15 protein-coding genes and 2 pseudogenes are annotated in these 20,380 nt (G+C 38.5%); 9 read left to right on the top strand and 8 right to left on the bottom strand.

Features of this window, described 5'->3' with window-relative positions:
• Positions 1–29 precede the first annotated feature (29 nt).
• From arsC to ACFQ88_RS23380, 7 genes and pseudogenes are all read left to right on the top strand, one after another.
• Positions 30–455 carry an arsenate reductase (thioredoxin) gene (arsC, locus tag ACFQ88_RS23350; protein WP_379457269.1) on the top strand — a complete coding sequence of 142 codons (426 nt, stop codon included), beginning with the start codon at positions 30–32 and terminating at the stop codon, positions 453–455.
• A 10-nt stretch (positions 456–465) separates the two neighbouring features.
• A complete protein-coding gene (locus ACFQ88_RS23355; protein WP_379457271.1) occupies positions 466–936 on the top strand; it encodes an ArsI/CadI family heavy metal resistance metalloenzyme in 471 nt (156 codons plus the stop codon).
• Positions 937–938: 2 nt separating this feature from the next.
• The gene (locus ACFQ88_RS23360) at positions 939–1,382 is read left to right on the top strand and encodes a protein-tyrosine phosphatase family protein (protein WP_379457273.1); all 444 of its coding nucleotides are present in this window, start codon (positions 939–941) and stop codon (positions 1,380–1,382) included.
• 139 nt (positions 1,383–1,521) lie between these two features.
• Positions 1,522–1,971, top strand: coding sequence for a MarR family winged helix-turn-helix transcriptional regulator (locus ACFQ88_RS23365; RefSeq protein WP_379457275.1), 450 nt, complete (start codon positions 1,522–1,524; stop codon positions 1,969–1,971).
• Between the two features lie 191 nt (positions 1,972–2,162).
• A complete protein-coding gene (locus ACFQ88_RS23370) occupies positions 2,163–3,512 on the top strand; it encodes an NAD(P)-binding domain-containing protein (protein ID WP_379457277.1) in 1,350 nt (449 codons plus the stop codon).
• Entirely contained in the window at positions 3,487–4,563 is a 1,077-nt protein-coding gene (locus ACFQ88_RS23375; RefSeq protein WP_379457279.1) for an MFS transporter, read from the top strand. The genes ACFQ88_RS23370 and ACFQ88_RS23375 overlap by 26 nt, the downstream gene beginning before the upstream one ends.
• Positions 4,564–4,683: 120 nt before the next feature.
• A pseudogene (locus tag ACFQ88_RS23380) lies at positions 4,684–5,418 on the top strand (flavin-containing monooxygenase); the annotation flags it as partial.
• A gap of 843 nt (positions 5,419–6,261) precedes the next feature.
• Here ACFQ88_RS23380 and ACFQ88_RS23385 read toward each other — a convergent pair.
• On the bottom strand, positions 6,262–8,451 hold the full coding sequence (locus tag ACFQ88_RS23385; RefSeq protein WP_379457281.1) for a GTPase family protein: 2,190 nt from the start codon (positions 8,449–8,451) through the stop codon (positions 6,262–6,264).
• 563 nt (positions 8,452–9,014) lie between these two features.
• On the opposite strand from ACFQ88_RS23385, the gene ACFQ88_RS23390 reads away from it, so the two are divergent.
• The gene (locus tag ACFQ88_RS23390; protein ID WP_379457283.1) at positions 9,015–9,260 is read left to right on the top strand and encodes a DUF6653 family protein; all 246 of its coding nucleotides are present in this window, start codon (positions 9,015–9,017) and stop codon (positions 9,258–9,260) included.
• A 531-nt stretch (positions 9,261–9,791) separates the two neighbouring features.
• On the opposite strand, the gene ACFQ88_RS23395 is transcribed toward ACFQ88_RS23390, so the two are convergent.
• The 6 genes from ACFQ88_RS23395 to ACFQ88_RS23420 form a co-directional block, all read right to left on the bottom strand.
• Complete coding sequence (locus ACFQ88_RS23395) at positions 9,792–12,341, bottom strand: DEAD/DEAH box helicase (RefSeq protein WP_379457285.1); 2,550 nt, start codon at positions 12,339–12,341, stop codon at positions 9,792–9,794.
• Complete coding sequence (locus ACFQ88_RS23400) at positions 12,338–14,206, bottom strand: site-specific DNA-methyltransferase (RefSeq protein WP_379457287.1); 1,869 nt, start codon at positions 14,204–14,206, stop codon at positions 12,338–12,340. Before ACFQ88_RS23400 ends, ACFQ88_RS23395 begins: the two co-directional genes overlap by 4 nt.
• Positions 14,207–14,245: 39 nt before the next feature.
• Positions 14,246–14,785 carry a hypothetical protein gene (locus ACFQ88_RS23405; protein WP_379457289.1) on the bottom strand — a complete coding sequence of 180 codons (540 nt, stop codon included), beginning with the start codon at positions 14,783–14,785 and terminating at the stop codon, positions 14,246–14,248.
• Positions 14,782–15,684 carry a hypothetical protein gene (locus ACFQ88_RS23410; protein ID WP_379457291.1) on the bottom strand — a complete coding sequence of 301 codons (903 nt, stop codon included), beginning with the start codon at positions 15,682–15,684 and terminating at the stop codon, positions 14,782–14,784. Before ACFQ88_RS23410 ends, ACFQ88_RS23405 begins: the two co-directional genes overlap by 4 nt.
• A 967-nt stretch (positions 15,685–16,651) precedes the next feature.
• Entirely contained in the window at positions 16,652–17,050 is a 399-nt protein-coding gene (locus ACFQ88_RS23415) for a (deoxy)nucleoside triphosphate pyrophosphohydrolase (protein ID WP_379457293.1), read from the bottom strand.
• Positions 17,037–17,489, bottom strand: coding sequence for an HNH endonuclease (locus ACFQ88_RS23420; protein WP_379457296.1), 453 nt, complete (start codon positions 17,487–17,489; stop codon positions 17,037–17,039). Before ACFQ88_RS23420 ends, ACFQ88_RS23415 begins: the two co-directional genes overlap by 14 nt.
• Positions 17,490–18,798: 1,309 nt before the next feature.
• Between ACFQ88_RS23420 and ACFQ88_RS23425 the strand changes: the two genes are divergently transcribed.
• Positions 18,799–19,974, top strand: coding sequence for a tyrosine-type recombinase/integrase (locus ACFQ88_RS23425; protein WP_379457298.1), 1,176 nt, complete (start codon positions 18,799–18,801; stop codon positions 19,972–19,974).
• A gap of 238 nt (positions 19,975–20,212) precedes the next feature.
• Here the strand turns inward: ACFQ88_RS23425 and ACFQ88_RS23430 are convergent.
• Positions 20,213–20,299: pseudogene (locus tag ACFQ88_RS23430) on the bottom strand (phage terminase large subunit); the annotation flags it as partial.
• Between the last annotated feature and the right edge of the window lie 81 nt (positions 20,300–20,380).

Consider the following 20,380-nt stretch of genomic DNA (forward strand, 5'->3'; position numbering starts at 1 on the left):
TAATTGATATTAAAAAGGAGATTGTTCAAATGGAGAAAAAACCTTTAGTTTACTTTTTATGTACTGGGAATTCTTGCAGAAGCCAAATCGCGGATGGTTTTTTACATGCTTTGGGTGGCGACAAATATGAAGTGAAAAGTGCGGGTCTTGAAGCACATGGACTGAATCCACGTGCGGTTCAAGTAATGAGTGAAGCTGGTGTAGATATTAGCAAAAATACTTCCGATGTGATAGATCCTGAAATTTTGAATCGTGCCAATTATGTCATTACCTTGTGCGGACATGCCGACGAGCATTGCCCCATAATCTCAAACAAGAACGTGACCAAGTGGCATTGGGGGTTTGACGATCCTGCAAAGGCAATCGGAACGGAAGACCAAATTATGAATCAGTTCCGTACGGTTCGTGATTCGATCAAGAGCCGGATTGAGCAGTTTGTTAAGGAAGGAAAATAAGGTGAACTCCATGATTAAAAGAATGCATGTCGCGTTAAATTGTAAGGATTTGAGCAAGTCTTTGGACTTTTATCGTGCATTTTTTGGAGCAGAACCAAGTAAAATAAAGGATAATTACGCGAAATTTGAATTAGAAGATCCAGCACTGCATTTTTCACTGAATGTCCGGACTTTCAAACAAAAAGGCGTGCTCAACCACTTGGGATTCCAAGTGAATAATACGGAAGAAGTGCTTGCGATAGGGGAAAGGCTTCGTCAAAGTGGCCTGTTGTTAATAGACGAGATGAATACAACCTGCTGCTATGCAGTACAGGATAAAGTATGGGTTTATGATCCGGACGGAAACGCTTGGGAGATCTTCTATACAAAAGAAGACTCTGAATTTGAATCAGCAGGGGAAGCAAGGGATTTATCATTGTGCTGCGCGCCACCATCAGGTCCGGTTTCCATAGAGTTTGGATCGTTAAAAAGAGGAGTTTAACCATGTCATTTGAAAAAAACTACCATGCATTGATTCCAAATAAAATTTTCATGGGTGCGGCAGCCGATGTTGAATCCATGGTGAAAAATGAAGGCATCGACATTATCGTGGACCTACGTGGTGAAGCTACGGAATGTGCTTATCCAGCGGCTAATGCCAAATGGATTCAAATTTCGTTAGAAGATAATGCTTCTACGCCGCAAGAAAAAGGTTTTGAGCGGGCAATTCAAGCCGTTACCGAAGCATACCATCAAAATAAGAAGGTTGCCTTTCATTGCGGTGGAGGTAAAGGAAGGACCGGTACGGTAGCGGTGGGGGCTTTATTAGCTTTGGGATTAAGTGATACGTTTGAGGAAGCCGAAGCTAAGGCTAAGAGTATTCGAAGCATCATTGATATTAAACCATCGCAGAAGGAAGCATTATCAAAGTTGTATCCTAATAAATAAATGAACAAAAACCACTCAAAGGAGAGTGGTTTTTGTTCATTTCTAGATTGTACTCTCCAAAATGCAAATGGATAAAGGGAAATTATATTTGCAATTTGCAAGTAATGATGGTATAACTGATTCATGAGGTGAAAACAACGTGGAAAATGTTCGTGAACTATTTCAAATCATGACACGCCGATTCGGGTTTCTCAATAAGAATTGCTGTTCGGCCGGAGGGTTCGATATTTCTCTAGTTCAAAGCCATATTCTTTATGAGATAGATCATCAACATAAACCATCTATTCAGCAAGTAGCGGAGGCATTAGGAACAGATATTACAACGTTTAGTCGACAAATACAATCGTTAATCAAAATGAACTTGGTAAGAAAAGTACCTGATCCAGACGACCGGAGGGTTTATCATCTTTCTTTGACGGTGGAAGGTAAATACGTGGCTACAACAATAGATCAGCAAATGAATGCTTATTTAGGCGAAGTCTTTTCTCACATGAACGAGTTTGAAAAAGAAACTGTCATTCGATCCATTAAGCTCTTGAATGAAGCTATGGCGAAGTCAAGCCAATGCTGTACAACCCCGCCGGGTTGATTTCTTTTTCACCTATACTTGCAAAATGCAAATATATAGAGGGGTTGTAACCTCGAAAATAGGAGGGCCACTGAGAGGGGACCTTCCACCCAAGATATATCTAGTTAAAGACCTGCTGCAGTTGTGAAGAAGAACCACGCTAATATTACTTGTGTTTCATTAAATCATAGAAAACGTGGAGGTATCCTTTGATGAGTACATGTTGTTCAGGACCAGTTAACGTAGAGTTGCAAATGCTGACTAAGCCAAAGAAAGAAGTCCAAACTTCCCAATCTAAGCTCCCTGTCGCTATTATCGGGGGAGGGCCGGTGGGGCTTGCCGCAGCCGCTCATTTAGTTTCGAAAGGGGAAACTTTTATTTTATTTGAAGCGTCCAATGAAATCGCTGGCAACGTGAAGCAGTGGAGTCATGTTCGCCTATTCTCACCATGGCAATACAACATCGATAAAGCGGCAAAGTCCCTTCTGGAAGCACACGGCTGGGAACAGCCTAAGGATGATAAGCATCCGACTGGTGGCGAACTCATCACCCAGTACCTTGCTCCTCTCTCGGAGCTACCTTCTCTGAAGCCACATATCCACTATAAAGCGAAGGTTACGGCGGTGAGCCGTAAAGGACTGAGCAAGATTAAGACTGCAGATCGTGAGCGTTTTCCCTTTGTACTTCATGTTCAGAAAGATAATCGGAAAATGATATTTGAAGCAAAAGCTGTTATTGATACATCCGGTACGTGGGCGAGTCCAAATCCGGCATTGTCCGAGGGCATCTGGACGGAAGAGGAACAAGCTTTGGGGACTCGGATGACTTATGGCATTCCCGACATATTGGGAATTCGAAGGGAAAAATACGCAGGCAAAAAAGTACTCGTCATTGGCAGCGGACATTCTGCGGTCAACGCGCTGCTTGATCTAGAACGTCTGCAAAGGCAGGTGCCCGAAACGACGATCGCATGGGTTATTCGGAAACCGGATGTACGCAATGTGTACGGGGGACAAGAGAACGATAGTCTACGCGAGCGCGGGCAGTTAGGAATTCAGATTCAGAACTTTGTCGATTCCGGCAAAGTACAGGTTTATCCATCCTTTTTGGCTGAAGGTTTTCAAGAAGAACGGGATCGTATAACCGTGTCTGGAAATCAAAACGGAGAAATGGTACGTATCGAGGCCATTGATGAGATCATCTGCAATACGGGTTCTCGCCCCGATTTGGCCATACTCCGTGAAGTCAGAACGGACATCGATCCGGCTATCGAGAGCGTCGGTGCCCTTTCACCCTTAATTGACCCGAACATTCACAGCTGCGGCACCGTCAGACCGCACGGGGAAAGGGAGCTGCGGCAGCCTGAGCAGAACTTCTATATTGCTGGCTCCAAGAGCTACGGTCGTGCGCCGACATTCCTGCTGGCAACCGGTTACGAGCAGGTCAGATCGATTGTGGCGGCTCTTACGGGCGACTGGGAGGCTGCAAAGAAGGTGGAGCTCGAACTTCCTGAAACGGGCGTATGCGGTAGGCGTATTGCTTTCCGTAAATCGTTTCATTAGGCTGCCGCTCAATCCTCTTATCTCTTGGTTATATTCGAGGATGAGTATTCGGCTCGGATTATTCATTGCGCTACTTATCGCTGGAGTGACCACGTTACTCTATGGCTGGGCGCAAGGTTTCTTATTTTGGTTTGTTTTACGGTGTGTATGGGGACTGGCCTGGTCTATTTTACGCTTGGGTGCTTACTATATGATTCTGGATGTAGCAACGAATGAAAACCGCGGCCATTTAATGGGATCGTTTAACGGACTCTCCAGAATAGGCAGTCTGGTCGGTATGTTGGGTGGGGGGTTTTTTGTTGAGTGGTTGGGTCTTCGTGAAGTCACCTTTATATTTGGACTTATGAGTTTCCTTGTACTGCCTCTTATTTTACAAATACCGACTACCGTACATAAGGGAGGGTCCGAGAAGCTAAAGTTGGAAGTTTCATCTTTGCTGAAAACCCCTCTTTTGGTGAGGATGCTCGTGACAGTCTTTCTTTTTATGCTTTGTCTAGAAGGGATGGTCACTGCAACCTTAAGTCACTTGATTGAAGTTCGGAATGTGAGCTTTCAAATCGAGACGGTCATCATTAGTGCTGCAACCCTGGCGAGCCTCATTCAAGGATCTCGGCTTATCCTAAGTGTATTTTTGTCTCCGTGGATTGGAAAAAAATCGGATGGCAGGTGGGGGCGGCGACCTTATTTAATTGCCGCTCTGCTGCTTGGGGCCTTATTTCTCATAGTAGTGGAACTTCCTATTCCCGTTTACCTGTGGTTGATCAATCTACTTGCTATCTTGCTTATTTCTTCGATAATGGTTGTTTTGATGGATGCTTTCACATCCGATATCGCTGAAGATAAATTCAAGGCGGCTACAGTTACGCTTTACATTATGATTGCAGATGTCGGTTCTGCTTTTGGTCCTGTGTTGGGCTACTTATCCGAGCAATCATTTGGCTTATCTGCGACTTATGGGATTTCGGCAGCTGTACTGCTAGTACTCGGGGTACAGTGGATGTTTGCTCGCGATAAGAAGCCGGATCAAGTTCAGAGTACGATACCCACATAAAAGGATTTGTTGCTGCCAGCAGATTATCCACTATGGCGAAATCCATGTTTTCAACCCGTTTGGGTTGATTTCTTTTCACTAATACTTGCAAAATACAAATAATAAAAAGGGGTCAGTACTATGAATGAGATATTCGACTCGATTGTTATAGGAGGAGGGCAGGCGGGTCTTGCTTCTGGGTATCACCTGAAGAAGAAAGGACTTCGCTTTGTGATCTTGGAGGCAAGTGATGAGGGGGGAGGTTCGTGGCCGCGTTATTACGACAGTCTCAAGTTGTTTTCGCCAGCACGTTTTTCTTCGTTGCCGGGAATGAAGTTCCCTAACGAGCCGAATGCTTATCCGCGGCGAGATGAGGTGATTCGTTATCTTCAGGATTACCGCACAAAGTTTCAAATGCCGGTGGTAAACGATCAACGCGTAGAATCAGTTGAAAAGGATCAAGAGGGTTTTACGATCAGAACAACGGCTGGGAACACGTTTAGAACACGAACTATCATTAATGCAACAGGATCGTTCCACAACCCATATACGCCAGTGATTACGGGTCAGGAGTTGTTTCAAGGCCGTACACTTCATTCTTCTGAATATCGGAATCCGGAGTCGTTTCGCAATCAGCGAGTCGTAGTCGTCGGGCGTGGGAATTCTGCTGTACAAATCGGCGTTGAACTTGCCGAGGTAAGTCAGGCTTCTTTAGCTGTTTTACAGCCTGTGCAATTCGTGAATCAAAAGCTTTGGGGTCAAGATTTGCATTTCTGGGTAAGGTTGATTGGATTTGATACCTTTCCATTCTGGTGGTTCGGAAAAAACGCACCGAGTTCTTCTGCAGTGAACGACTCGGGCCAGTACAGTATCCGTTACTGAACGACATAAAATTAATGAAACAGAGTTAATAAATAAAATAAGAATATACAAGCAATCGATTATGTCTCGATTGTCAAGAATATAGTCCGATTATGATCCGCTGATATAGCGGATTTTTTTGTTTATCGGAACAGATTCTTGTCAATACTTTGTGCTAAACGGACTGATGTGATAAAACAACAGAAAAATAAAAGCAATTGATTGTGACACAAACCATAAGAATTTATGTATAGACAGGCTTATAGCGGTTTTCTAGACATATGTATAAAATACAGATTTTGTGCAAATGTATGTAAAATCGATTGCCACGTCGTTTCAATCATAAAAAAATCCAACCCTCCAGTTCTAAGTACCAAGCTCAAAAATCCGTGATTTCTGCGGATCATTATCGGACTATATTCTTGTCATTCGACAGGCTGGCAATCATTAATATGGCGGCGACCCGTTGAATAAAGGTATAACGTTCTTGTATTCCTTCCCTTCTTATTTTCATTTTTTATCAATTGATATTGGAAATTATAACCTTCTGTTTATAGAGATAATAATAGTCCCTCTTTTTCAAGAAGAGCTTGTGAATTAGCTTTTTTCAGTAAACACCAATACATGATAATTTACTCTGCCACTTGTAGAGTTTTATCGGAGGTGATCATCCCCTAAACCGTTGCCATACTACTTGTGATACGCTTCACCGTATCGGGGCTAACGGCGAAACTTTTCAGGACACCCCTAAAAAGAAGGGTGTCCTGAAATTCAGACTTACCTGGTCACGAACGAGAAATCAAGCACATATACATACTGAACCTATACATCAAACCAAAACTAAACTGCAATTATTAATTACGGTTTCTTATTTCCCCTTTTAGCCATTGCTTCTATTTCACCATTTATTATTTGCTCGATCATTTTAACTAAAGGAGTGGTATCTACTCTCTCCCCGCTTAATGTCAAAGAATTTTTAAGCATATTCTCAATATCTTGAAGTCGTTTTGCCGCGGAACCCGTGCCTCTAAGTTTATAAGCAGCATCCCACATCGGTAGTTGTTGTCTTATCAATAATTTTGTAACATCTTCTTTTATCAATTTTGTAACATTTTGGACAAGCAATTCCAAAATAGTCAATTTCTTTTTGTCTGTCGGATTACATTCATTAAAATTGATATCACGCCACATCACAGGAAGTTTGATAAAGTCATCTAATCGAATATTGAAATGACTCATAATGCTCGATACTGGCTTCAAGGAATCATACCCATCCCACTGTAACTGGCTTATTCTATGAGTCATTGCTTTGACTCTAGTCCAATGATTAACACTAAGTTTACCCTTAAACCCTGTTATAAATGAGTTTAATGTATGGTCAACTATTCTATACAGACTCCCGTAATCATATCTTGGGAAAACATCAATAACTTCCTCAATCTCCTTACTTTTGCAGTATATTATATTGAATAGTTTATCTATTTCTTCCCGCAGATCTTTGTTATCTTCATTATCTTTGTTTCCTTTTAAATCATGAGTTTTTGATAAGAATAGTATATTTGATCTAAAACGCTTTTCAGCAGTTTCAACAGTAGTTCTGTTTACTCCAAAGTCAATATATCCTTTCAATGCACTGGATAAAACCTTTAAAATACCTTTTTTCTTATCTTCCTCATATATGGCAGCCAGATCTTCAATACGATCAAGTTGAGTGTATGCCATAATCATCTTTTGTCCATTTCCGCTTGTAATTAAATCCCGGATCGCAACATTTGCTGTTTGATTAATCGGATTACTTCCATTATCTACATAAACAATCAAATCAGCACTTGTAGCAATATCTATAATTTCCGAATCTAAGCTATCTATCGCTTTTGTAGAATGCCCTATACCAATAGTATCGATTATAGTTAAGTGGGTAACATCTATATCTTGGTTTTCACGGTATGGTTCAAATTTAGCCTTAATTCGAATGTCAGTAACTAATGGAGCGTACAGTTGACCAAACTTTCGCCCATCATTTCCTGCGAAGTATTCCATTTGTTTCAATACAGTTTCTTTTTCACCTGAGAAATGCCATACTAAAGGCCATCCATTTAATTTCTCAAAAGTACCTACCTTCATTGCAGAGAATTTATTTTTAATTAAGGCTATTATCTCATCAACCAAGTCATCAATCCCGCTACTTTCATCCTCAAAATAGTAGTCAATGTAATAATCAAGCTTTTCATTAGTACTATCAAACTCAACCAGCTCGTTTTGAAAATAAGTTTCCGCTTCTACCTTTAGGTATCTCGTTTTTTGGACTAAGTTTCTCAAAGCCTCGTAATCATCTTCATTGCCAATGTTTCCCGAAGCGTCAGGTTTTCTAAAGTGACCTAATACATACCCAAGCTTAAATTTCATATCCGTATGGGTGAGGAGAGCGTCTGCAACGGAAGAATCAGTGTGTTCCTCATTGTAGATTTGTTCTCTTATAGCAGCGATAATATTTTCCTTAATGTACTGCTCAACTTGTGTTTCACTTGAAAAAACAACTGCTGCTTCAGTGACTGGGCTTTCGTTAAAAATATATTCTATAGTTGCGGTTGTCGTTCGGTTTGAAGAAACTGCTGGGAAAGCGATATTGGAGGGGTCTGTGCCAATAAGATTTCTTATTAACGAGGTCTTACCAGAGCCTGTCGCACCTATAACAGCCAGTGTAACATACCCATCACTTTTTGTTGGCTTTTTTATTTTACCTAACAAATCGTTCTTGTTTTTTTTTTCTGATTTAATCAATGGTCCAAAGAAACAGTCAATTGTTTTTTCATCAAAACCTTTTGTACGCGCCAATTCTGTAGTAGCAATTTGCGAATTGCTTAAAAGCCAATTAAGCTCGTCAACAATTTTACTTGCAACATTATGATCTAAACCTAAACCCTTCTTTATCTTTTTTCCTTGAGTACCTGTTGGATCAAGAACAAGGGGATGTCTGAATTCCGTAAAATATGCCTTTCCTTCACCATTACTACGCAAGCTTGCTTTATATTTTAACTCATTCTTCATATGTCATCTTCCCCTTAATTATATTACCCTGGTTGTAATAATGATAAAAATATGATATCTTATTATGACAGAGACAGAGGTGTTGGGAACACCCCTGCCTTGATTTTAAGTTTTATCCTTTCTTGAGAGGCATTTTGCTTTCAAAAACGATGTTAATCTTCATTAGTGCAAAAATAGTCATGTTTAAATGCCACTTCATTGCTCCCTCTCCTTTTCTTTTATTTGCTCAACGGTTCACCAGGAACATCCAGGAGCACTATCTCCATCCTTATTATAGGAGCATCCAGGAACATAGTCAAGAATTTTTTGGGATTAATCTCTTTTGATCAATTTACTATAACAATAAAGGCCGCCAAGATATCTTGGCGGCCTTTATTTTCTTATAATTTGTGATATTTTACATGAGAGTGCTGATCGTTTGCAGTCCAGTAAGGTGTTGACGTCTCCGGATAGAGTGCTCTTAGAAGTTTTGCGATCTGACCGTCTGTATCCACGGTACCGATACCATAGTTACTGCCATCGCTGTCAGGTAATTGGTAAGAGGCTGGATCAAATTCGTCGAAGTGGTTCTTTATTGTAAACGCCATTCTGACGACTGGCCGACTTCGACAATTAGGCATTTCAAATGCGTCCTCGGCGAAAGAGTGTGGCTGAACCGCGATAAGGTTCCCGTACCCGCCTGTCACACGGATGGCACTCATCTACTAAGAGGTGTCACCGCCGCTAGCACACCGCTCGTCATCCACGATGTCATTCGGCTCGACCTGTGGATGACGGCGGTCAGTGCGGCATTCGTATGCTCTGTATGACACTCCTACTACCTTCGGATGCGAGGTAATAGCGCTAAATCTGCCGGTCAAAATGAAAATGTAGAAATAATAGAGGATTCGAACAGATCAAATCCTCTATTTGATAAATCAATTAGCGACCATCCCAACTACCATCCTTCAGCACTGTCATAAAGACCTTAGGTCAATTTCACTTGGAATTGAAGGAGTAATTGAGCCTTTGTCACCATTAGATCCTCCTCATTAATTTGCGGCCAAAGCTGCAATTGCATAATCTTTGCCCCGGATCGTACCCCATCATCTCTTTTCACTATGAAAGATTATCGTAGATTCTGTACAAAATGTACCTTTTGTGAAGTAGTCCAATAGTGAAAAAATGAACCTCAAAAGAGAGAGATTCATTATTATTTTTTTTCGTTTTCGTTCATCGATTCAATCTATCTTCTTGGATTCAGTCGTTCTTCATATTATTTATAAATTTGGATAAATCCATTTAGATTCCACTTTTTGACCGAACTTTTGAAAGGCTGTATATGCTGATAATAACTTTAACTAGTATGTTACTAGAAGTTCTGTTCGTAATAATCTGTCTAGATAATTCCTATCTTCTGTAGAACTATACTCAACAACTCTCCATTCACGTTGCTCATCCCAATATGTCATCATCACTTTGGCATAATCAGGATGCTCTGCTTGTGCTTTTACCAGTGCATTTCTTTCTTGATCATTGATTATTCTCTTGGTCTCAATTAACAACATTCCATTACCGCGGGATCTCCCTTCAACCCCAACAATAAAATCTGGGTAAAAATCAGGTTGGCCAGGAAGTGGAATTGATACAGAAAACGGCTTTCGAACTGGATTTCTGTGCCACCATAAAATGGTTCCTGAAACATCATTGTCTAGATATTCAGCAAATGGTCTTTCCCATGAATTGAGATCACTCGGGAAAACCCCATAAATATTTAATCTGGCAGGTTCCAAAGGCTCAAAAGAAAAAATAAACCTGGGAATTTCTTCTGCATCTTTACTTATAGTATATTGTGATACTGTTTCTGAGATAGATCTTCGTAGTTGCTCTGGTCTTAATGCCAATATTTTATGTAATCCATCTCTTAATTTTTCTTCAGTGTTAAATAAATGGTCAATTCCTCTTCGCTCTGCTTCTTTATACAATTGTTGCCCTAATGCTGTGTGTAATTCACGTATATTGACAACATCAAGATCATCTGCTGTAAGTAAAACTAACTGAGCTTTTGCGTCTATTTCTTTTTGAGCTAGATCAGCTCTAATTTCTTCTGGCCTTTCTTTTTTGTTTCCAAATATTTCTACTTCCTCTTTTATTATAGAAGTTGCGTTTTGCTGTGCAACCAAAAGAGCTTTTTCGTCAAATCTAAAACGTCCAACTATTTGTCTAACAATGTCAATATTATTAACTGACAAAACAGCTTTTTTAAAGGTTGTTGGCACACCGAGAGAAGTGTTAAAATCATACCTAAAGTGACCTTTATGTTTTTTATCATTTGAATTCTGGGAATTTGTTTCTTCATTTGCAACATCAATAAAGCCCCACTCACTAAAAAGACTCTCTTGAATTAGACTATTCTTTGTATCTAAGAAATCATCATAATTATCTGCACTTGTAACATTTTGGGGAATTGTCAATTTAATATCAATTGTATCTTGTTCAGATTTAGAATCCGTATATAAATTTACAGTATTTGTAATATTCATTTCTAATTGGCTGTAATCAACATCTATTATTTTAACATTTGAAGCTACAGGAGCCAGTTCAGTTTTTACTTGGTTAATGCGCTGAGCTGCGTTTGTTAACCCAGTTTGATTAGAATTATCAGAAAGAAAAACATACCCATAATTTAGTTCTGGCATCAGATTGGGAATATTTTGTAATCTTCGATCAACTCTAAGAATCCTCCCAACAATCTGAACACCAAAATCTTCGTCCCTACTTGTTCTAAAGGACACTAACGTAAAGGCTCTTGGGGCATCAAATCCAGTAGCGACAGCCATTTTAAAAATTAACACTTCTACTGATTCATCAGCTGCGATTGCTGATAAGTAGCGATCAGGTTCATCTGCTGTGTGCACTCTAATTAATCGATCATTGCCGTCTGTTCTAAACCCCATTCCCTTTAACCAGTGAATGGTCTGTTCAACAGAATTAGGGTCTGAGTCGACCTGGACTAACATCAATGGCACCATTGCCTGTCCAGACGCTGACAACTTTTCCTTTATCTTTTGGTGTGTTGCCACACCTTGTTTTAAAGCGGTAAGTTTAAAATCAATTAAACTCTCCAAATCAGATGGAACTTTAAATACAGCAACTTTTACGCCTTCTTTAATTAGATTATCTTCTATCGCTTGTTGCCTAGAAACAGTAATTTTCCGAAGGTTTAGAATTGATGTTTCTTTCTTAAATGAATCAATGTCTTTATCTCTCGGGGTAGCAGTTATTAGTATTGTTAGCTCTGGCGATAGAATTTTATTATAGAAATCAAAAGCTTGGGTCTGTCCCCTAAAGCTGTGGTGCGCTTCGTCAACAACCGCACCAATGTAATATCCCTTGGCTTTGGCATATTCAATTAGTTGATCTATAGATGGCATTAGCTCAGTTTCTTTTCGAGCTTTTCGACTAGCTTCGTTAATAACTGCTACACTTGCCCAAGTAGTAACAAATACATCTCCCGATTTTAAGCTCTCTACATCTCTTTCGAATGACGGGTTCTTAGGACATAACGTTACAAACTCAGTATTTATAGTTCTAATAGCTTGATCGATCAATCCTGTATATGGAGCAAACCAGAACCATATAATACCCGGAAGTCCCTTTGATTTACAAAATAGGGTTATTTTCTCAACTATATGTCCTGCCATCAGTGTTTTACCAGAACCAGTTGGAGCTTCAAATAATAATGATCCTGCATCTGAAATAACTAATTTTCGGTTGCTAGTATATGAGTTGCTTGTTTTTTTTAATTTTCCTAATTCAGTTAAACATGTTTTCAAAACTGCAGTTCCATTATTTACGGCATCTATTTGAAATCTTTTTAAGACAGTACCGTACGTTTTTAGATCATTCATAGATCCTTGTACCTCCCGAATCTTTCAATTAAATAATCTGGTATTTTCTCAAAGACAACATTATGTCCTTGAATATGCTGTTTCAGTATTCCAATTTGCCATGAGTATACTATTAACGGTCTACTTGATGCGTTTATAAAGATGACTAAATTGTCGAGAACCACATCGTTTAATGTAGGAATATACATAATGTCAATCCCATTTGAACTGCCAGTTAATATTTGAAAATCATCATTTTCTACAAATGGAGTTATGACATTAGCATGTAGCTGTTGAACCGCAAACCATATTTGATCATGTTGAATATCTATAAGTAAAGTTTCGCACTTAACTCTTGTTGCTTTCATATAGGCAAAATTACCACCAACTCCAGTATTTTTCCCATACCCATTTATTACACGTCTCACACGTTCTGCACAAACGTCTCTACACAAGTTCTTATTTAAATCATTTTCATTTGCTTCAGTACTAGATACTAAAATGAATCTTCTTTGCAAACCATCTTCTTCATTTAACTCTAATACAGCTTGAGCTGTTGTTCCCGATCCTGCAAAGAAGTCTAGGACTATACTATCGTTAGTTGTGGATTGTCTTACAAGGTGTTTTATAAGTTCTACAGGTTTTGGATGGTTAAATGATTTTACACCTAATATCTCAATTAATGTGTCAGATCCTACTCCACCGCGGGGGCTTCGCATGATCTCTATATCATCATCCAGATCTGAATAATCGAACATAACTTCTTCGTTTATCCCTGCAACCCAACTTCCGACAGGTGCTATCCTTTCTTCTTCAGGCCTGTTTTTCCAATAATCTTTTAAAGATGGTCTGCCTGGAGCAATTGGTTTTCCAACCCAAAAGTCTAAATCTGGTAGGTCTTCACGTAATAAAGGTGTTTTCTTCTTAGGTAGAACGGGTCCTTCACCATTTTTGATAGCACTTAGGAGTTCTTCTTTAGAATTATAAAATTTAATCTCTTTTGGTTTACAAGGTGGGAAATAAATTAACCCCTTATCGATTAAATCCTCAATTGGTTCTGCGCGTAGCTTTTGACCTGGTTTAATGTTCTTTTTTGTTGCATATCGCCAAACATTATCGGGGTCACAAGGATACCAATAGCCAGTTTTAGGATTCTGAATTGGATAGTATGTGTTTTCTCTTTCTCTAAATGAATGTGATTTTGTTAGTGGTCTTGGTGCCCAAATTCCTTCCGGATCATTATCAGGATTTCGAAATTTTGATTGGTCACTGGGTTTACCATTAAATTTAAAATCTTTTTTCCCATAAACAAGTATATGTTCATGTACTTGGCTAAATCTTGCGCCTGCATCATTTCCAGTATCTTTAGTTCTCCATGTAAAAGAACCTAATCTCATGGATGGAAAAATCTGATCTAGCAACAACTCAAGTTTTGCACGATTTTCATCATTTATTGAAACTAATAATACACCGTCCGATGACAATAAATCTCTCGCTAAAACTAATCTCCTATAGAGGAACTCTAGCCACATAGAGTGTCTATATGCGTCATCCTTCTGAATAAACCGATCGTTATAAATGAAGTCTTTATTTCCTGTATTATACGGAGGGTCTATATAAATACACTTAATACGACCTTTATATGCAATATGCAAATATCGTAAAACATCAAAATTATCCCCTTCAATAATTATATTCTCAAATGGTGGAAATCCTGTTGAGTGGTCATCATTATATTCTAGGATAACGAAATCATCATTTAGTACTCTCTCGTGTTCTATTTCGTCTCTTTCCCAAACAAGTCCTAATTTTCTAGTTGCATCTCTCTTTTTAAGTAACGCAATTAGTTCTTCTTTATTTAGATGGTCGTACTCTCTCGTTGCCATATTAGTCCACTCCCGGTCTCCGATGAAGAATCATTAAATTTAAAGTTTATTAACGAAAAATATAAAATAAAAATTAGTTATATTCCTGATAATAAGCAACAATATATGAAGTAATAAAAAAACCTCAATCATTAAAGCTAAATGAAGGACGAGACTATTCTTAAAAAATTGCAGAATAAATGAAACAAAAAAAATGAAAGCAAGCAAGAATACTTGGATAATTAAAATATAAACGAAATTAGTAAATAACCATTGGAATATGGAAATAAGACTATTACGAATATATCTATCCTTAGTATTTGTTTCTTTCATGATTTTGACTGAGTCACTATTACTTGTAACTAAAATAGTAATACACGATACTGTAAAACCAATCAATATAGCAAGTGCATTAGGCAAGATATCTCTTAATTTTAATAAAGCTCTTAACGTATCTCCCCAAAAGTGATATGAAATTATTGTTATTAGTGAAACAACAAGGGGGATCATAATTTCATAATTTCTTTCATTGCTCTTTAAAATGCTATAATAGTCTACAACGGGTACTAACCATTCTCCATATACCATTTTGCCAATCATTTATTTTCCTCGTTGATACCAAGTAGGGCATACATTTTTTCAAATATTGAATCTGTGTTCACAGTTCCATTCGCATCTAGACTTACCTCGATATATTGCATTTTTCTTGAGTTATCTGTATCAAGTCTAATAAATTTCCCCTCCTGGTCATGTCCGTATAATCTTATTCTACTTATTTTACTTTGAGTTGTCGTTAGTGAACTATATAGCTTTGAAATATTTCGTTTTAGCAATGATTCTTTTGCGAAGGCTTTCATTGTAATAACAATATCATCCTTCATAGATTTATCCTCATGTTCAAGTAAGTTCATTGCTTCACTACCTATCATAAATTTGTTGGTATGTAATTCAGCTATTTTGACGTCCTTCATTGTCTTTAGTATCTCAAGAAAATTTTTAGAGGGAACAATTCCATATTTGATTTTGAAATTCTTTGGGAGATTCTTATTAATGAGATACTTTCGCAACATTTTGTTAAGATAATTTACAATTTCATTTATCGAGACGCCACTCCTACGCTCTTCTAGGATTAATTCTGCCTCATATGTTGAGATCCGAATACAAAGGTGCGTCTTCTCCTTTTCACCTTCAAAGGGTTTCTTATCACTTTCTCTTTCAGTCCCATCTAAACTAGACATGTAATCAGGGTTGTGATTGTATTTACATGATTTATAAACTATTCTAATTAAAAAATCAGCGTAATACTCTGTAATTGCGTATTTATCAATTGTAATAGCTTTATTGTGCCGGTGTATATTAATCATTTGTTCATTTGTTGGCCTGAGTAGAACATTTTCAATAAAGTCTTTAAACAATACCCTGTCGAAAAATAATTCACGATCGTTATATTTCTCAAACTGTAATCCATAAAAACCGATTTTTCGATCCTGTGTACTCAACACGTATTCCCCACTTTTATAATCTCATATATTAGATAATATATTATAACATGAGATTGAAGTCTAAAAATGTTAGAAAGCATAAAATTATATATTTATCACCTACTTGATACTTGATACTATCCCTAATTGTACAAAATGTTTCAAGCAGAACCCGAACTAATGAAAACTCTAATATAATGTCGTGACAGTGCAATTAACGTGCAAATATCTTAATCTTTGATTTCTGAGTACAAGCCAAAAAGTATACTGCCCCGAACACCATCACGATACTTCAGAACATTTCTTATACTCAAATCCTGGTCTTCCCTTAGTGAGTCTAGTAATCGTTGCGGATCCCGTTACCACTGCCATCTAACCATTTCGAAGTAGTACCCTCTTCCTTAATCCAAGGGACATAAGATAAGTACCTAACTTTACAAACTCTTTTACTTGCTCCCGACCTAAGTCTCGTAAAACAATCATGGAATTTTTTAAAGTATCGTCATCTATTTTCTCTGAATCCTTATAATACTCTCCACCACGATCGTTTAAAAATTCTAGAATTTCTTTAAATTTTATGTCGGGCTTCACACTTGAATTCTTTCGTTATCAACTAAACATATTCGGTATTAACAAATTCAATTAATTCATATAAAGTTTTGGGATCGATATCAGTGTCCACAACTTCTTCATGATTAAGAGTATCAGGTATCTCTTTAATCTCTCCAAAACCTCCTGAAGGCCCCCTAACCACGCAAAAAATTATGTATTTTCCCCGGATGATCCGCGTTATACCACTGAGATGTCCTAGCATTCTGAACTTCATACTTATAAATATTTTAGAATGTTAGGTTGTTTAAAATAAAAGCTTTTTGTTTCTAACGAATTTTTTTGTTTGCCGCGGCAATATTCATTATATGTCATTATCGCTGTGGTAACCCATACGGCCACTGTGACGTGTCCGAACTTCATAAGTGATCCTCCGTTAGATTTGACTCTTACTACATAGTTTATGCACAGTTGGAATGTCTGCCGGTGCCCAATCTAGTTCTGCCAGCTTATTACTCGAAAACCATTGTAACTTCTCGTGCTCTGTTGCTACCGGCTTTCCCGAAATAATTTTTGCAAAATAAGTCATTAACCGAACTTTGATGTTCGGATACTCGTGAGTAATATCAGCAATCAATTCTCCAATTTCGATTGCACAGAGTAACTCTTCGTTTATTTCTCTCACAAGAGCTGATGTAGCTTCTTCCCCTTGCTCGATCTTTCCTCCCGGAAACTCCCAAAGACCCGGCAAAGACATTTTCTGAGACCTCAGCGCACATAAGATTTCATCTTTATCATTAACAATGACAGCACCGACAACATCAATTTGCTTCACGAGGTAATTCCTCCTTTGCCATATTTGTGAGCTTAGTAACATCAACCGGTAAGTCTAGAACATGCATTTTCTTGTGACAGTTAGGACAGAGAGCAACCGTGTTTTCGATACTGTCTTCACTGCCTCTAGCGAGCCATATTACATGATGCGTTTCTAGGTAAGGCTCGCCTTGCATATTATAAAATGGGGCTCGTTGCTCGCATAACTGGCAATCCCCGTTAGCGCGGCGCTTAGCATATTCTGATACATAAGGATCTCGATAGTAATTTGTAACCTTTCCTTCTCTTCTTGAAGAGGTTTTCCGAGCATATTTTGCCCTCATTTTCAAATCATCTGTCGACATTCGCTTTGCTTTTCTCTCATGAGCCGTCTTTGCTTCCTGAACAACATTCCCTGAGGGTTGAAAGTGTCGATCTCCACCTACAACGGAAATATCCAAACGTTTCTCACATTTTTGTTTTCATCTAATCGTTCTTCACGATATGGACCTTGAGCTAATTCCACTCTACCGCGATAAGTATAATGTTTTTCCTTAAAGACTTCAAAAAGGAAAAGATCCACCAGATTGCTCTTAGACTCATAAAGGGTTTTGTTTTGCATAAACTCAAGGCTCTGATCGCCTTTCATTCCCATATCAGTGTAGTGAAGAACCAACGATCATCATAAGTTGATTCAACATGATTTGAAATAAGTATAAGGGCATTTTTCTTAAGGGATCTCCTCATTCCTCCTTGTGGAGAACACTGAAAAATAGCACGTAACTGTTCGTTAAAGATAATATCTCCAGGTGTTAACCACGCCAGTCAGTCATTGTTCCTTACCTTCCAAAAATTAATATGATATAGAACCTATGATTAAAATAGCAAAATTCGGCAAAAAAGTATATCCCAAGTCGCTATATTCTAGTAATTATTTAGGTAATAATGACTAGGTAGCGTGCGAAGAAATCCTCCAGCAACAAGACAAAGTTGGAATTCCACTAATAACATATTCCCTCTAGATTGCATTTTTAATAATTAGTCGGAAACTAACTATAAAACGCTAGATAAGTGAGGTCATATGATGTATTACCACCATAGTCTCAACGTTTCCTTCATGCTTAGCCTCTAAAAGGTGTGGTATGCCCTTCCTTGGTTTGCTCTTACAGGCTGAGTCTCTGCCAAAGGTGCGTGATTGATGTGAAACCTTTTCGTACCAATCGAAATCGAGCTTATTCAGACATTATCGGAAGCGAATTATTAATCGTAAACGCAAGTTAATCAAACATTTTCACTGGAATGTCAAACACCACGAGTATGGTCGTTTAGCAAAAGGAAAAATCCATTGTTCTTGCTGGATGTGTAGACAAAGACTCGGACTCTTGGTTTTCCTATATCGGAAAAATCCAGAATCGACAGGCTCACACATCTGATTACAGAGTACTTTAGGGAAAAATAAGAGTTATAAAAAAAATGAGAGGTCTTCCGTCATCGGAATGTCCTCTTTGTTTAGTTATATCGAACCGATATTCTGATGCACATCAATATAGTGATATATTCATGCCTACTGATTTTTGATAGCAAGCCAATATTTTTGAGTTGCCATTCACTTGCACCATCTATAACAACTGAAGAATGCATTATCTTCTGACTTTACTTGATTACATTGGGTGCCTAGCAGTATATCCGACATACAAACTAATTGTATTCAAGTATCTCAACTATAAAATTGGGCATAATTGGAATGAAATGATTGAAGGAGGTGGGATTTTGGGGAGTTTACAAAAACGCGGAGCCAACTCGTGGAGATTAACGGTAACCGCCGGAAAAGACGCTAAAGGAAAATATATCCGCCATGGAAAAACTGTTCGCTGTTTTACAAAAAAGGAAGCTGAACTCGAACTTGCGAAATTTCAAATTGAAATAGAAGCTGGGACTTACATAGCCCCTGAGAAGCTGGTTTTTCAAGATTTTGTTGAAGAGTGGCATAAAAAATACGCATTACAAGAACTCGAACTCAAAACTTTATCCATTTATCTTAGAATTATAAAAAACCGAATTCTCCCTATAATTGGCCACCTTCGTTTGGACCAAATAAAACCATTACATATCGTTTCACTGCTAAGTGATCTGTACAAAGAAGGTAGCCGAAAAGATGGAAAAAAAGGAGCTCTGGCATCGGGAAGCATTGAGATGGTCCATCGAGTATTGAAAAATGTATTTAACCGAGCTGTAGAGTGGAGAGTCATTAAAAGCAGCCCCGTTGCAGATGTGAAAGCGCCTAGAGTGGTGCATAAAGAAAGTGAAGTATATGATGAGGAAGAAATTCAGACCCTATTTCAAGCATTAGAAAATGAAGCTTATCATTGGCGTATGATGATTATTCTCGCCTTAACGACTGGACTTCGACGCGGTGAACTCGTAGGCTTGGAATGGAGAAATGTGAACCTCGAAAAAGGTACAATCCGGGTTGTACAAAGTATTACGGATTTCATTAACGGCAGTCCTGTTATTAAAGAACCAAAAACAAAGAAATCTAAACGAATTATTAGCTTATCCGATGCGGTATGCGCAGAACTAAAAGAGTATTATGAGCATTGTAATCAGCAATGGGATGCTCTTGAGGCAACGCGAGATAATGACCATTTCTTCGTCTTTTTCAACCAATATGGGAAGGCATTTTATCCTGAAAGCCCTTATTTGTGGTTCAGAGGTTTCTTGAAAAAGCACAAATTAAGATACATCAAGTTTCACGATCTAAGGCATACTTCGGCGACGCTGTTAATTAATCAGGGTGTTCATGCAAAAATTATATCGGAACGTTTGGGGCACTCGAATATTACAACTACCATGAATATCTACGGCCATGTTCTGTTAAGAGCAGATAAGGAAGCCGCTAATAAATTCGATCAAATCATACCCTTTAAAAATCGAAGCGAAGCATAAGAACCTGAGCGACGCATCAATACGGGTTCTTATTTGTTATCTACGTTGTTTCCACATTTTTCGGATAAAGTACTTCCAGTAGTTGTTACAGGTATTTGCGTTAGTTTTCGAAGGCAATTCAGAGCAGCGCATTAACGACTCCTCGAAGCCGAAATCCATGTCGTCACGCTACATACTGTACGGAATACCGTAGGCAGCTAGTATTACCTCTTATCGTAGTAAACCTCGCACATTGCTAAGCCGTTCGTTTTTCTTTTAGCAGCTTCAGGATGATATTTAGAGCAACATGATAGCTCTTAGACGAGCCGTACCTGCCAACTAGGAACTAGAATCCCTTATCCAGTCTATGGGGAATAGGCGGATCGAACCCCTGACCTCATCGCTGCTAGCGATGCGCTCTCCTACC

The sequence above is a fragment of the Paenibacillus sp. NPDC056579 genome, from assembly GCF_042793215.1.
Classification (GTDB): domain Bacteria; phylum Bacillota; class Bacilli; order Paenibacillales; family NBRC-103111; genus Paenibacillus_S.

Coding starts and splice junctions, on each gene's coding strand:
- ACFQ88_RS23395 (WP_379457285.1), bottom strand. CDS start 12,341: ATGAATGATCTAAAAACGTACGGTACTGTCTTAAAAAGATTTCAAATA.
- ACFQ88_RS23360 (WP_379457273.1), top strand. CDS start 939: ATGTCATTTGAAAAAAACTACCATGCATTGATTCCAAATAAAATTTTC.
- ACFQ88_RS23400 (WP_379457287.1), bottom strand. CDS start 14,206: ATGGCAACGAGAGAGTACGACCATCTAAATAAAGAAGAACTAATTGCG.
- ACFQ88_RS23405 (WP_379457289.1), bottom strand. CDS start 14,785: ATGATTGGCAAAATGGTATATGGAGAATGGTTAGTACCCGTTGTAGAC.
- ACFQ88_RS23355 (WP_379457271.1), top strand. CDS start 466: ATGATTAAAAGAATGCATGTCGCGTTAAATTGTAAGGATTTGAGCAAG.
- ACFQ88_RS23370 (WP_379457277.1), top strand. CDS start 2,163: ATGAGTACATGTTGTTCAGGACCAGTTAACGTAGAGTTGCAAATGCTG.
- ACFQ88_RS23385 (WP_379457281.1), bottom strand. CDS start 8,451: ATGAAGAATGAGTTAAAATATAAAGCAAGCTTGCGTAGTAATGGTGAA.
- arsC (WP_379457269.1), top strand. CDS start 30: ATGGAGAAAAAACCTTTAGTTTACTTTTTATGTACTGGGAATTCTTGC.